Genomic DNA, 13,421 nt, shown 5'->3' with positions numbered 1-13,421 from the left:
TAAGCCTGGCGCCGCCGCCGATTGATGATGTTGACCAATGCGACTCAGAGGTCGCCGCGATGGATGCGGCCCGCGCGCGGGCCACATCGCGCGAGCCTATGCGCCGACCAGCGCGCGCGTCGCGAAGAACAGCAGCGACGGGCCGAGCAGGCAGCCGACGCCCGTATGGAAGGTCGCGACCAGCGCGCCGTACGGGACGAGCCGGCGGTCGGTCGCGGCCAGCCCCGCGCTGACGCCGCTGACGGTGCCCGCGAGGCCACCGAAGATCATCGCCGAACGCGGCGTCTTCAGGCCCATGAAGTTGGCCGCGACCGGCGTGCCGACCATCACGATGATCGCCTTCACGAGCCCCGTCGCGATGCTCAGCGCGATCACGTCGGAGCTCGCACCGATCGCCGCGCCCGTGACGGGCCCGACGATGTAGGTGACGGCGCCCGCGCCGATGGTCGTCATGCTGACCGCGTCGGTGTAGCCGAACGCGCGCGCGATGCACGCGCCGACGATGAACGGCAGCACCGTGCCGAGCAGCAGCGACACGACGCCGACGAGCCCGGCCTTGCGCGCTTCGGTCGGCTGCACTTCGAACGCGGTCGCGACGATCGCGAAATCGCGCAGCATCGCGCCACCCATCAGGCCGACGCCCGCGAACAGCGGCACGTCGGCGATCCCCTTCTCGCCGCCGGTGAACGCGCCGCCGACATACGCGAGCGCAAGACCGATCACGATCGCGATCGCGGAGCCGTGCACGCGGCCGAACGTGAGCTTGCGCGACGCGATCGACGACAGCCCCATGATCAGGCCGACCAGCGCGAACGACGCGACGAGCCCGTTGTGGGCGACGACTTTTTCGAGCATCTGCAGCATGGCGGCCTCCGTCACTGTTGGTCGAATTGCGGCACGCCCGCGAAGGCCGTGTCGTCGCGCCCCGTGCGCACCAGTACCGCGATGCAGCATGCGCAGATCGCGACCGCACCGACGGCGGCCAGCAGCGCGACGGGGCCGCCCTTCAGCGCGGCCACGACGTTCTGGTTCGCGGCCATCGCGACGACCACCGGGATGTACATCGCGCCCCAGAAACCGACGCCGGCCTCGGTCTCCTTCGGCAGCCAGCCGCGCCGGTGCAGCCACAGGCGCAGGCAGATCAGCAGCAGCATCGCGATGCCGACGCCGCCGACATTGGTCTTCACGCCGATCGCGGTGCCCAGCAGGTCGCCGAGGAACAGTCCGGCCAGATGGCAGAACGCCAGCAGCGCGGTTCCGTAGATGATCATGAGTCGTCTCCAGTCTCTTCGTGACGGGCGCCTGACGCGTGCGGGAGGCCGGCCGGCACGCCGATCCCGTGCGCGGACTGTCTCCTGCGGCGGTGCGCCGCGGCCCGGCGGCCCGTCGTACGGGCGCGTTCTCGGGCGGTCGATGGGATGATGCGGTTTCGGGCCGGACGCCGTAGACTGACCGATGCAGCCGCCGGCACGACGCGGGCTACGCGTCCGGTTCGTCCCGTTGCGCGGGCCGCACCGGGGCGTGATCCGATACTAGCGCCGCAAAATCCGGCCATTTATGAAGTTGTCGAAACCGATTCAGTGGATTTAGCAATGCGTCCGTTACCGCCCGAGCTGCTGCGCAGCTTCGTCGCCGTCGCCCAGTCCGGCAGCTTCACCGCCGCGTCCGAGCGCGTGAGCCTGTCGCAGTCGACCGTCAGCCAGCACATCCGCCGCCTCGAAGAGCTGCTCGACCGGCCGCTCTTCGAGCGCGACACGCGCAACGTGCACCTGTCGCAGCACGGCGACGCGCTGTTCCGCTACGCGGTGCGCATCCTCGAACTGATGGACGAAGCCGTCACGTCGGTGTGCGGGCCGCCGCTGTCGGGCAAGGTGCGGCTCGCGATGTCGGAGGATTTCGCGTCGGCGCACCTGACGGCCGCGCTCGCGAGCTTCGTGCAGCGCAATCCGGACGTCGAGCTCGCGATCTCGACCGGGCTGTCGGGCGACCTGTTCGACGCGCTCGACGAAGGACGGCACGATCTCGTGTTTGCGAAGCGCATCGCGGGCAGCCGGCGCGGCCGCGTGATCCGCAGCGAGCCGCTGTACTGGTGCACCGGCCCCGATTCGCGGATCACCGGCCACGAGGCCGTGCTGCCGCTCGCGATGCATCCGGAGCCGAGCGTGTCGCGCCGCCGCGTGCTCGAATCGCTCGAGGCCGTCGGACGGCCGTACCGGATCGCGGTCGTGAGCAGCAGCATCGCGGTGTTGCGCGCGGCCGCGAGCGCGGGGCTCGGCGTCAGCGCGTTCGCCGGCTACGTGATCCCGGCCGGGCTCGCGCGGCTCGACGCAGGGCTGCCCGAACTCGGCGAACTCGAATACGTGATCGACCGGCCGGCGGCCGCGTCGCGCTCGACGCTCGCGCTCGAAGCCACGCTGATCACGGCGGCGGCGGAGTTGTAGCCGCACCGGGCACACCAGGCGCGACGCACGCAGGCGCGGTCGCGCCCGCAACTGACAGTTTTGCCCGGAATGCGTCATCGTCCGCGCAGCACCCGCTCGCGACAATGGGGCCCATCGGTACGCACGGCAGGTTGCCGCGCGCATCCGGTGTCCCGTCCCCTTGATCGGAGCCCACCATGAACGTCTTGCGATTCGCCGTCGCGACCGCCGCAGCCGCCCTGCTGTCCCCCGCCTTTGCCCAGACCGACACCGCGGCGCCCGCGCAGGGGCTGACCCGCGCGGAAGTCGTCGACCAGCTCAAGCAGGCCTATCTCGACGGCGAACTGCCGACGAACGACGGCAACTACCCGCCGAATGCCGCGACGCGCACGCGCAACCGCGAACTGGTGCAGGCCGCGAGCCCCGCATGGCTCGCGCAGACGCCGCAGGCACCGCAAACAGCAGCGCAGCAGTAGCCGAGCGTGGCCCGATCGACCGCGGTCCATCCGCGACGCTGCGACGCGGTCAGGGCAGAAAGCTGCGGCGGCGCGCGTCGATCAGCTCGACGAGCAGCCGGTCGCGCTCGGCCGCCAGTTCCTGCATCGAATGTTCGCCCTGGATCGCGCGCAATTCGTCGTTCAGCTTGCGATCGACGTCCGGATCGAACGAAGGCGTGCCGAGGTCGTCCCACCAGCTCGTAATCGGCCCCGACAGGTGTTCGAGAAAGTGCGCGATCCCGCCCGCGCCGCCACCGAGGTGATAGGTCAGGCACTGCCCCATCAGTCCCCAGCGCAGGCCGGGGCCCCATGCGACGGCCTTGTCCGCATCGGCAACGCTCACGACGCCTTCGCCGACGAGGTGATACACCTCGCGGAACAGCGCGGCCGCCAGCCGGTTCGCGACGTGGCCGGTCATCTCCTTGTTGAGGACGATCGTCTGCTTGCCGAGTGCGTCGTAAAAGTCCTTCACGCGCGCGATCACGTCCTTGCCGGTCGCATCGCCGCCAACCAGTTCGACGAGCGGAATCAGGTGCGGCGGGTTGAACGGATGCGCGATCAGGCAACGTTCCGGATGCTTCGCGCACGCGGTCTGGATGTCGGACATCTTCAGGCCCGACGAGCTCGACGCGATCGGCACGTGCGCGGGCAGCACGTCGTCCATCTGCCGGTATAACGCACGCTTCAGGTCGAGCCGCTCCGGGCCGTTTTCCTGCACGAAATCGACGCCGTCGAGCGCACGCACGAGATCGGCGTCGAACGACAGCCGCGCGGAAAGTTCGGCGGCCCGGTCGCCGAGAAACGCGGCCAGCGTGTCGCGCAGCCGCGCGTCGGCTTGCGGCGCCGGATCGGTCGCGACGACGTCGAAGCCCTTCGCCAGGTAGAAAGCCGCCCAGCTCGCGCCGATCACGCCGGCGCCGACGATCGCGATGCGTTGAATGTCCATGATTGTCCCGTGTCGTTGGTCTGCAGGTATCGCGGCGATTGTCGCATCGAATCGCGCGGACACGCGTTGACGCAGGTTGCGGGTTCCCTCTTGAAATGCGCTGCGGCAGCCACTAATTACGCGTTGCCAGGCAGTGCTCCATGCAACGCACTGCCCCCGTTTCGACCCCGTGGAGTCACCCGTCGCGCCCGCCGCAGGCGTCGCGCCGTCGCGTCTCCCGCATTTCCTGTTCCGGAGGACCATCATGAGCGCTATCCATAACGGCCACGACCTGTTCGACGAATTCGCCCGCGTGCAGCGGCAGGTGGCGAACCTGTTCGGCGAGCGCCCGTCCGGCATCCGCGCGGTGCGGCCGGGCACATTTCCGGCGCTCAACGTCGGCGCCACCGACGATGCAATCGAGATCGTCGCGTTCGCGCCCGGCATGGCCGCGGCCGACTTCGACGTGTCGATCGACAAGGACCTGCTGACCATCAGCGGCGAGCGCAAACCGGCGCCACGCGGCGAAGGCGACGACGTGCGCACCTATGCACAGGAGCGCTTTCACGGCACGTTCCGCCGCGTCGTCGAGCTGCCACGGGACGCGGATCCCGACCAGGTCAGCGCCCGCTACGAAAACGGCTGCCTGCTGATTCGCGTCGGCCGTCGCGAAGCATCGAAGCCACGTGCCATCACCGTTCAGTAATCTTCAGGATACCGACATGAATACGAACCCGACCCTGGCCGAGCGCCAGACGAGCACCGTTCACGCTACCGCCGCCGAAGCCGCGCGCCGGCCCGCCATCACGCCGGCCGTGGACATCGTCGAGAACACGCTCGGCGTCACGCTGCGGGCCGACCTGCCCGGCGTGCCGCGCGAGAACCTCGACGTGAAGGTGCACGACAACACGCTGACGATCGAAGCCGACACGCGTATCGACACGCCGGCCGACCTGCGCGTGCGGCACGCCGACATTCGCGCGCCGCGCTATGCGCGCACGTTCGTGCTGAGCCCCGATCTCGATACGTCCCGGATCGATGCAAACCTGCGTGACGGCGTGCTGACGCTGACGATTCCGCGCCGCGAGGAAACGCGCCCACGCCGCATCGACGTGACGGCCGGCAATGCGTAAGCGTTGGCGCGTGTCGTAACGCGACGCGCATGAGGCATGAAAAAGCCCCACCCGGGCGCGATGCCGGGCGGGGCTTCTTTGCAACGGGCGGCGCGTGTGCAGGCGCGCCGTATCCGGATTCAATCGAAATCGAACAAGTCGAATACCGATTTGCGGCGACGCTGGCCGTCGTGCCGGTGACGGTCGTCGTGCGAGCGGCCGTCGCGCCCCCAGTTGTCACGGTCGCGCGGTGCGTGCACGTCGCGCGGCGCAGGCGGCTCGTCGCGGCGTGCCGGCGCGTCGCCGGTCTCGCGTGCGATCAGCTTGTCGAGTTCGCCGCGATCGAGCCACACACCGCGGCACGTCGGACAGTAATCGATCTCGATCGACTGGCGCTCGGCCATCAGCAGGTCGGGCGTCTTGCAGACAGGACATTTCATCGAGTTTCTCCTTTCCGTGCGCATTTCTTAAGAATTCCGTATGAAGGCGTGTGACGCCGGCCGCCGAGGCGATCGGCGTCACACGCGGTGGCTCAGTGGCCTTCCACCCGTGCCGCGCGCTTCGCCTTCGCGCGCCGCGCCAGCATGTTCATGCCCTCGACGAACGCCGAGAACGCCATCGCCGCATAGATGTAACCCTTCGGCACGTGCGAACCGAAACCTTCCGCGATCAGCGTCATGCCGATCACGACGAGGAACGACAGCGCGAGCATCACGATGGTCGGGTTGCGGTCGATGAAGCGTGCCAGCGGCTGCGCGGCGAACAGCATCACGGCCACGGCGACGATCACCGCGACGAACATGATCGGGATGTGCTCGGTCATGCCGATCGCGGTCACGATGCTGTCGATCGAGAACACGATGTCGAGCATCACGATCTGGCCGATCGCGGCCCATATCGTCAGGCCGGCCGCGCCGCCGGAACCGCCCGCGCCATCGCCGTCGTGCGACAGGTGATGATGGATCTCGGTGGTCGCCTTCCACACGAGGAACAGGCCGCCCGACAGCAGGATCATGTCGCGCCACGAGAACGCATGGTCGAAGATCGTGAACACGGGTTCGGTCAGGCTCGCGATCCACGCGACGCTGCCGAGCAGCGCAAGGCGCATCACCAGCGCAAGCGCGATGCCGAGGCGCTGCGTGCGGGCACGCTGCGCTTCGGGCAGCTTGTTGCTGAGGATCGAGATGAAGATCAGGTTGTCGATGCCGAGCACGACTTCCATCACGACGAGCGTGAGGAGCGCGGCCCAGACGGCGGGGTCGGCGGCAAGCGTCAGCAGGTAGTCCATGAAATGGGCCGATACGAAAGTGGAAAGCCCGATGATAATCGGCCCCGAACTTCGAAAAAATCAGAGAGAATCTGATTTTAGGTTCGGTTTTTTCGAAGTTTCGATCCAATGCTGAATTTCCGACATCTGTACTATTTCTGGGTCGTCGTGAAGGAAGGCGGCTTTGCGCGCGCGGCCGGGCGGCTCGACATGGCCGTGCAGACGATCAGCGCGCAGGTGCGCGAACTCGAGAAATCGCTCGGGCACCAATTGCTGCGCCCGGCCGGGCGCGGCGTCGCGATGACCGACGCCGGCCAGGCCGCGTTTGCGCGCGCGGAGGTCATCTTCGAGATCGGGCGGCTGATTCCCGACGAAGTGCGCGCGGCGGCCAGCCAGCCGACCGTGCGGCTCGCGGTCGGCCTCGCGGACGGCATCTCCAAGCTCGCCGCACACGCGCTCCTCGCACCGGTGCTCGACACGCCGACGCTGCGACTGCTGTGCCACGAGGGCGAGCACGATGCGCTGCTCGCGGAACTCGCGCTGCATCATCTCGATCTCGTGCTGGCCGGCCAGGGCGCGCCGTCGGGGTCGAACCTGCGCGTGACGAGCGAGCGGCTCGTCGCGTCGCCGGTCGACTGGTACGGGCCCGCGGCGCTCGTCACGCCGGCCGCGCGGCAACGCTTTCCGCAGTGCCTGGCCGACCTGCCCGTGCTGCTGCCGACCGCGCATTCGGCGCTGCGCGCGCGCCTCGACCTGTGGCTGGAAGGCGCACGGATCGTGCCGCGCGTGGCCGGGGAATTCGAGGACAGCGCACTGATGGCCGTGTTCGCGGCACGCGGCCTCGGCGTGTTTCCGCTGAGCGAACTCGGCGCGAACGATGCGTCGCTGCTGCGCGGCCTCAGGCGGCTCGGGCGCGCCGGCGACGTGACCGAGGAGATTCACGCGATCCGCTCGCGGCGCGGCGAACATCATCCGCTGACGTCGCAATTGCTGGCCGCGGCACGCGCTGCGTCGGCTGCCTGAAGCGAGCGCGACATCAAACGAAACTATAATAGCGCCCCGGCCATACGAGATTTGCCCGCGCATCCCCCAGGCACCGCCATTGCGCGGCATCTCGCCTAGCCTTCTGAAAGACGCCATGCACAACCGATTTCGCCTGTTTTCCGTTTCGTGCGCGCTCGCGGCCGCGACCGTGCTGGCGGCGTGCTCGTCGCCGCCAAAGCCGATCTACCAGCAGGAACAGTTCGACGCAACGAGCAGCCCGTATGCGCATACGTTCCATTCGAAATCCGACGCAGCCTGCGAGGCCGCGCGGCGCGCGCTCCTGAGCCAGGGCTATGTGGTGTCGTCGTCGCGCAACGACGCGGTCGACGGCAGCAAGAATTTCCAGCCGAACAACGACATGCACGTCGTGATCGAGTTTCACGTCGTGTGCGCGGACGCTGACGCGGACGGCTCGTCGAGCATCGCGTACGTGAACGCGGTGCAGGACCGCTACACGCTGAAGAAGTCGAATACGTCGGCCAGCGTCGGCCTCAGCGTGTTCGGCTCGCTGTCGCTGCCGATCGGCTCGAGCGACGATGCGCTCGTCAAGACCGCGAGCGAGACGATTCCCGCCGGCGTGTTCTATGAGCGCTTCTTCAATCTCGTCGACCATTTCCTGAAGATCGACCCGGCCCGCCGCGACCGCGCCACCGTGAAGGCCGCCGAGAAGGAAGCCGTCGCGCCGCTGCCCGAACCCGCGCCGACGCCGCAGGGCGAACCGTTGAAGATGACGACGCCGGTCGTGCCGACACCGCCCGCGGCGCCGGTGCCGCTTTCGGTGCCGGGCGTCGGGCCCGAGTCGGGCGCGAACGCCGTGCCGGCTGCGGCGTCGGCCGTTGTCGTGCCGGCTGCGATGCGCGCTGCCGCGCCGGCTTCGGCACCCGCGTCAGTCTCCGGTTCAGCGCTCTCACCGGCATCGGCTCCCGCGTCGGTTTCCGCGCCTGCACCCGCTTCCAGCACGGCGGCGTCGCCGGCCGCCGCAGCATCGACGCCCGCCGTTTCGGCGCCGGCATCGGCCGTGCCTGCGCCTGCGCCTGCGACATCCGCACCCGCATCGGCATCCGCGCCCTCGAACGCCTCGCCTGCGCCGGTGGACAAAACGTCCGCGCCCGCCGCCGCCAACCCCGTCGCATCGTCCGCGCCGTCAGGCGCGAGCGCACCGGCCGCGAACTGACCGGCCGCCCGTATCGTCGCGCCCGGCCCGCATCCGGCGCAGCGCGACGATACGCCCCCCTCCCCTTCAAACTCCGAAGACCATTCCGCGCCGCCGGCTGCCTGCCGGGTGCGTGGCCGTCATTGCATTACCGGGAAAGCGACATTGACGCTTCGCGGCACGCCACGCGCGGCCGATGCCCGCGTTCGCCGAAATCGACGGCCATCCGGCCCTCATCCGACAGACCTGCGCGCCGCCTTCCCCGCCTACCGCAACGTCGCGCGCAGCGTATGCAGATGCTCGACGGTGGTCGTCACGCCGCCGCAGACGATCACGGCAATGTCCGACGCCGACGCAAGCACGGGCACCGGCCGCTCGAGCGCGGCCAGCGCGGCGCCGCACGCGGGCTCGACGACGATCCGGTGTTCGTCGAGGAATCGCAGCGACGCGGCCACCGCGTCGGCATCGGACACGACGACGGGATGGATCTCGTGCCGCGTCGCCCATTCGACCGCCGCGTCGCACGGCCGCTTTGCGCCGAGCGACGTCGCAATGCTCGCGATCGCCGGCAATTCGACCGGGTGCCCCTGCGCGACCGAGCGCGCATAGCAGTCGGCGCCTTCCGTTTCGGCCGCGACCACCGGCACGTCGTGCCAGCCGTTGCGCGCCAGCCCTTCGAGCACGCCGCACAGCAACCCGCCGCCGCCGACCGCCAGCACGACCGCATCGGGCTTCGGACCGGCCGCCGCCATCTCGTCGATCATCGTCGCGTGGCCCTGCCACAGCACGCGGTCGTCGAACGGATGCACGAACGCGTCGCGCTCGCCGAGGGCCGACTGCGCGAACGCGTTCGCCTCGGCCCAACTCGCGCCGTGCACGACGAGCTCCGCGCCCTCGACGCGGATCAGCTCGCGCGCGCGGGCCGATGCGCTTTCCGGCACGACGACGAGCACCGGCACGCCGAGTTCGCGGCCGCAATACGCAACCGCGATGCCCGCGTTGCCGCCCGACGACGACACGAAGCGCCGCGCGCCGGCCGCGTGCCGCGCTTCGCAGACAGCGCCGATGCCGCGCAGCTTGAACGAGCCCGACGGCTGCAGCGCATCGAGCTTCAGCCGGATGGTCCTGCCGAGCCGGCGGGACGCGATTTGCGAGCGGATATAAGGGGTCGGGATATGAAGCGGCATGGGACGGGACGCGATGGGAACGGAGGGAACGCACGCGACTCGCGAGCGAGTGCGGCAATGACGGCCATCGTACGACATGCCCGCCATGCTTTCCAATACCATCGAATGGCGTTTGCTATGCTTCACAGGCATATCAACGAACCGGAGCGGACCCCGCATGCGCCAGATCGAGCTACGTCACCTGCGCTACTTCGTGGCCGTCGCGCAAGCCGGCAGCGTGATGGCGGGCGCCCGCGCCGCCGGCATCGTCCAGCCCGCGCTGTCGCGGCAGATCCGCGAACTCGAGGACGCGATCGGCACGCCGCTGCTGATCCGGCGCGCCACCGGCGTCACGCTCACGGCGGCCGGCGCGAGCTTCCTGCAGGATGCGACCGGCCTGCTCGCGACGCTGCAGGACAGCCGCGAGCGCGCATTGCGCAGCGCGGCCGGGCAGCTCGGCGAACTGCGGCTCGGCGCGCTGCCGAACTGCCTGCCGCTGCCCGTCGTCGCGAACGTCCTCAAGGCGTTTCGCGACGCGTGTCCGGACGTGAAACTGTCGATCGCGCCGATGCTGTCCGCCGAACAGGCGAGCGCGCTGGTGCGCGGCCAGCTCGACGGCGGGATCATGGCGTGGCGTCGCGACGAGGCGCCGCACCTGTCGGGCGTGCGGCTGCTGAGCGACCGCTTCGTACTCGCGATGCCCGCGCCGCCGGGCGGCCGCTTCAACGCGCCGCGCACGCTGGCCGACATCGCGAACGAGCCGTTCGTCTGGTTCGACGCGCAGCGCTCCGCCGCGCACCACCGGTTCCTGATGGCGCAGTGCCAGCAGGCCGGCTTCACGCCGCGCATCACGCAGGTCGGCAGCGACATCCCGACACTGATCGGCCTCGTCGCAGCCGGGATGGGCTGTGCATTCGTGCCGGAAAGCGCGTCGCCCACCTGCCCGCGCACGGTTCGGCTCGTCGCACTCGACGAGCTCGCGAGCCGCTTCGACATCGAGTTCGTGTTCGACGGCGCGGCAGCGGTGCCGTCGCCCGTCGTCGCGCGGTTCCTCGCGGCCGTGCGCGATGTGGCCGGCGAGCCGGACTGACCGCGCGCCGTGCACCGGCATTTTTAAATTGACACCCAAAACGGCCGTTTAACGCCCATTCGAATTGGCATGCGCCGAAATATACTTCGCGCGCATCCAACCCTCGTGCCAAAGAGAGGATGCGTTTCCGCCCCGGTCACGGTCCCCCTGTGGCCGGGTTTTTTTTGCCCGCGCACCGCTGCCGGCCGCCTCCCGCATCACCGCGCGGGACGATCGTCAATCCGCCGCAAACCGCCACCGGATCGCGATCTCCCGGTTGGAAACCGCGCCTTTCATATTACAAAAATCTTTCACGGAAGGCACCGTCGTTCGCCCGCCCCGCCGAAGCACCGCCCGCGGGCCTCGCGCGCGCTGCAGACGCCCCGCATTGTTGACATGCAATCAAGATAATTTCGTCCGCATGCGGCTTTTTCCGCAAAAGTAACGCAGGCACACTTCGCCCTGTCCTCAACGGCCCGGTGCTGTTGACCCTCGATTACAGGAGCCCATCGCGTGACCACCACGACTTCTTCTCCTTCCCGCCCGGGCGGCAGCGCCGCGCTGCCGCTGCTGGCGCTCGCCGCCGGTGCGTTCGGCATCGGCACGACCGAGTTCTCGCCGATGGGCCTGCTGCCCGTGATCGCCGACGGCGTGCACGTGTCGATTCCGCAAGCCGGCATGCTGATCAGCGCCTATGCGATCGGCGTGATGGTCGGCGCGCCGTTGATGACGCTGCTACTCACGCGCTGGTCGCGCCGCTCGGCGCTGATCGCGCTGATGTCGATCTTCACGATCGGTAACCTGCTGTCGGCCGTCGCGCCGGGCTACACGACGCTGCTGCTCGCCCGCCTCGTGACCAGCCTCAACCACGGCGCGTTCTTCGGGCTCGGCTCGGTGGTCGCGGCCAGCCTCGTGCCGCGTGACAAGCAGGCCAGCGCGATCGCGACGATGTTCATGGGCCTGACGATCGCGAACGTCGGCGGCGTGCCGGCCGCGACCTGGCTCGGCCAGATCATCGGCTGGCGCATGTCGTTCGTGGCGACCGCGGGCCTCGGCCTGATCGCGATCGCCGGCCTGTTCGCCGCGCTGCCGAAGGGCGAAGCCGGCAAGATGCCCGACCTGCGCGCCGAACTCTCGGTACTGACGCGCCCCGTCGTGCTCGGCGCGCTCGGGACGACGGTGCTCGGCGCCGGTGCGATGTTCACGCTCTACACGTATGTCGCGCCGACGCTCGAACACCTGACCGGCGCGACGCCCGGCTTCGTGACCGCGATGCTCGTGCTGATCGGTGTCGGCTTCTCGATCGGCAACATCGCGGGCGGCCGCCTGGCCGACCGCTCGCTCGACGGCACGCTGGTCGGTTTCCTGCTGCTGCTGATCGCGACGATGGCGGCGTTCCCGCTGCTCGCCAGCACACATGCCGGCGCGGCCGTCACGCTGCTCGTCTGGGGTATCGCGACGTTCGCGGTCGTGCCGCCGCTGCAGATGCGCGTGATGCGTGCGGCGCACGAAGCGCCGGGCCTCGCGTCGGCCGTCAACATCGGCGCGTTCAACCTCGGCAACGCGGTCGGCGCGGCAGCCGGCGGCGCAGCGATCTCGGCCGGCTTCGGCTACGCGGCGGTGCCGCTCGTCGGCGGGCTGATCGCCGCGGCCGGACTCGCGCTCGTCGTGCTGCAGATCGCGCAGCGCCGCCGCGCACCGGCCATCGCGAATTCGTAAGCGCGACCCATACAGTACGTACGCCCACGGCCGCGCAATGCGGCCGTTTTCGTTTCAGTCGTCCATCCGGATAGCGGCTGATCAATCGGGAAAAATCCGGAATATCCTCCTTCGCCACTCAAATCGAAATCGAATCGCCGAATGACCGGATCGATTCAATCCATTCGAATGATTCATCGCCGATATCTTCCATTCCTCAACGTTTATTAATTTCCCATTTCATATCGGCCAATTCAACGTGCCGCACCAGTCGGAAAAATCGTGTCGCACCCGGGACGGGCCATGTAGCAATTTCCGCCTCGCAGGAAAATATTCCGCTCGGCACGGAGATAATCAAATCGAAAAAACGCAACGTTTTCCGATTCGAATCATTCAATGGTCAATTCGACTGTAACAAAATGAAACAGCACCGCATTAAGATTGAAAGACTCGCCGATTCAGGTCAGCATTTACCGTGCCGTGGCATGCGACGCACGGCATAAATCCAATGAAAAACCGTTCGATGAGGGATCAGTGTGAGAGTCGCCTTAGCTTCCACGACATTGTCGCTTGCGCTGTCAATCGGCCTTTCGGCACCCGCCGCCGACGCGGCCACCTATTCGAATGGCACCGCGACCGCAACCTTCAACGTCACGCTGACGCTGCAGCCGAACTGCACGATCGCCGCGAACCCGCTGGCCTTCGGCACCAACGGGGTGCTGGCCACCGCCATCAACCAGCAGACGACCGTCAACGTCACCTGTACCAACACGACGCCGTACAACGTCGGCCTTGACGCCGGCTCGGTCACGGGTTCGAGCGTCGCGAGCCGCCTGATGGCCGGCACGTCGACCGGCAACACGACGACGACCGTCGGCTTCCAGCTCTACCAGGACGCCGGACGCACGACGATCTGGGGCAACACGCAAGGCACGAACACGGTGGCCGGCACCGGCTCGGGCGCCGCACAGGCGCTGACCGTCTACGGCCAGGTGCCCGCACAAGCGACGCCGAAGCCCGACACCTATCAGACGACTGTCACCGCAACCGTCTACTTCTGACCGGCATCG

At 68.5% G+C, this 13,421-nt stretch carries 15 protein-coding genes; 9 read left to right on the top strand and 6 right to left on the bottom strand.

The window, feature by feature from the left end; all coding sequences use genetic code 11:
• Window positions 1–96: 96 nt before the first annotated feature.
• Complete coding sequence (gene madM / locus CUJ89_RS06550) at window positions 97–864, bottom strand: malonate transporter subunit MadM (protein ID WP_114176643.1); 768 nt, start codon at window positions 862–864, stop codon at window positions 97–99.
• Between the two features lie 11 nt (window positions 865–875).
• Window positions 876–1,271, bottom strand: coding sequence for a malonate transporter subunit MadL (madL, locus tag CUJ89_RS06545; protein WP_114176642.1), 396 nt, complete (start codon window positions 1,269–1,271; stop codon window positions 876–878).
• A 321-nt stretch (window positions 1,272–1,592) separates the two neighbouring features.
• On the opposite strand from madL, the gene CUJ89_RS06540 reads away from it, so the two are divergent.
• Window positions 1,593–2,441: a LysR substrate-binding domain-containing protein gene (locus tag CUJ89_RS06540; RefSeq protein WP_114176641.1), complete on the top strand. Its 849-nt coding sequence runs from the start codon at window positions 1,593–1,595 to the stop codon at window positions 2,439–2,441.
• Window positions 2,442–2,617: 176 nt separating this feature from the next.
• Entirely contained in the window at window positions 2,618–2,896 is a 279-nt protein-coding gene (locus CUJ89_RS06535) for a DUF4148 domain-containing protein (RefSeq protein ID WP_114176640.1), read from the top strand.
• Window positions 2,897–2,945: 49 nt separating this feature from the next.
• On the opposite strand, the gene CUJ89_RS06530 is transcribed toward CUJ89_RS06535, so the two are convergent.
• Window positions 2,946–3,863 carry a 3-hydroxyacyl-CoA dehydrogenase NAD-binding domain-containing protein gene (locus CUJ89_RS06530; protein ID WP_114176639.1) on the bottom strand — a complete coding sequence of 306 codons (918 nt, stop codon included), beginning with the start codon at window positions 3,861–3,863 and terminating at the stop codon, window positions 2,946–2,948.
• Window positions 3,864–4,107: 244 nt separating this feature from the next.
• Between CUJ89_RS06530 and CUJ89_RS06525 the strand changes: the two genes are divergently transcribed.
• Window positions 4,108–4,548 carry an Hsp20/alpha crystallin family protein gene (locus CUJ89_RS06525; protein WP_114176638.1) on the top strand — a complete coding sequence of 147 codons (441 nt, stop codon included), beginning with the start codon at window positions 4,108–4,110 and terminating at the stop codon, window positions 4,546–4,548.
• Window positions 4,549–4,564: 16 nt separating this feature from the next.
• Entirely contained in the window at window positions 4,565–4,975 is a 411-nt protein-coding gene (locus tag CUJ89_RS06520) for an Hsp20/alpha crystallin family protein (protein WP_114176637.1), read from the top strand.
• 119 nt (window positions 4,976–5,094) lie between these two features.
• On the opposite strand, the gene CUJ89_RS06515 is transcribed toward CUJ89_RS06520, so the two are convergent.
• Both CUJ89_RS06515 and CUJ89_RS06510 read right to left on the bottom strand, forming a co-directional pair.
• The gene (locus CUJ89_RS06515) at window positions 5,095–5,394 is read right to left on the bottom strand and encodes a zf-TFIIB domain-containing protein (RefSeq protein WP_114176636.1); all 300 of its coding nucleotides are present in this window, start codon (window positions 5,392–5,394) and stop codon (window positions 5,095–5,097) included.
• Window positions 5,395–5,486: 92 nt separating this feature from the next.
• On the bottom strand, window positions 5,487–6,242 hold the full coding sequence (locus tag CUJ89_RS06510) for a TerC family protein (protein ID WP_114176635.1): 756 nt from the start codon (window positions 6,240–6,242) through the stop codon (window positions 5,487–5,489).
• Window positions 6,243–6,350: 108 nt separating this feature from the next.
• Here CUJ89_RS06510 and CUJ89_RS06505 point away from each other — a divergent pair, with 108 nt between their 5' ends.
• Together CUJ89_RS06505 and CUJ89_RS06500 are read left to right on the top strand one after the other, a co-directional pair.
• Window positions 6,351–7,244: a LysR family transcriptional regulator gene (locus CUJ89_RS06505; RefSeq protein WP_114176634.1), complete on the top strand. Its 894-nt coding sequence runs from the start codon at window positions 6,351–6,353 to the stop codon at window positions 7,242–7,244.
• 115 nt (window positions 7,245–7,359) lie between these two features.
• Window positions 7,360–8,439 carry a DUF2242 domain-containing protein gene (locus tag CUJ89_RS06500; protein ID WP_114176633.1) on the top strand — a complete coding sequence of 360 codons (1,080 nt, stop codon included), beginning with the start codon at window positions 7,360–7,362 and terminating at the stop codon, window positions 8,437–8,439.
• A gap of 245 nt (window positions 8,440–8,684) precedes the next feature.
• On the opposite strand, the gene CUJ89_RS06495 is transcribed toward CUJ89_RS06500, so the two are convergent.
• Entirely contained in the window at window positions 8,685–9,605 is a 921-nt protein-coding gene (locus CUJ89_RS06495) for a pyridoxal-phosphate dependent enzyme (protein ID WP_114176632.1), read from the bottom strand.
• A 157-nt stretch (window positions 9,606–9,762) separates the two neighbouring features.
• Between CUJ89_RS06495 and CUJ89_RS06490 the strand changes: the two genes are divergently transcribed.
• The 3 genes from CUJ89_RS06490 (at window position 9,763) to CUJ89_RS06480 (ending at window position 13,412) form a co-directional block, all read left to right on the top strand.
• Window positions 9,763–10,674, top strand: coding sequence for a LysR family transcriptional regulator (locus CUJ89_RS06490; RefSeq protein ID WP_114176631.1), 912 nt, complete (start codon window positions 9,763–9,765; stop codon window positions 10,672–10,674).
• A gap of 492 nt (window positions 10,675–11,166) precedes the next feature.
• A complete protein-coding gene (locus tag CUJ89_RS06485) occupies window positions 11,167–12,372 on the top strand; it encodes an MFS transporter (RefSeq protein WP_114176630.1) in 1,206 nt (401 codons plus the stop codon).
• A gap of 554 nt (window positions 12,373–12,926) precedes the next feature.
• Complete coding sequence (locus CUJ89_RS06480) at window positions 12,927–13,412, top strand: spore coat U domain-containing protein (RefSeq protein ID WP_415859043.1); 486 nt, start codon at window positions 12,927–12,929, stop codon at window positions 13,410–13,412.
• Window positions 13,413–13,421 lie beyond the last annotated feature (9 nt).

This window comes from Burkholderia pyrrocinia (assembly GCF_003330765.1).
Classification (GTDB): domain Bacteria; phylum Pseudomonadota; class Gammaproteobacteria; order Burkholderiales; family Burkholderiaceae; genus Burkholderia; species Burkholderia pyrrocinia_B.
The sequence above is the reverse complement of the archived record's forward strand: the minus strand, read 5'-3'. Positions and strand labels throughout refer to the sequence as shown.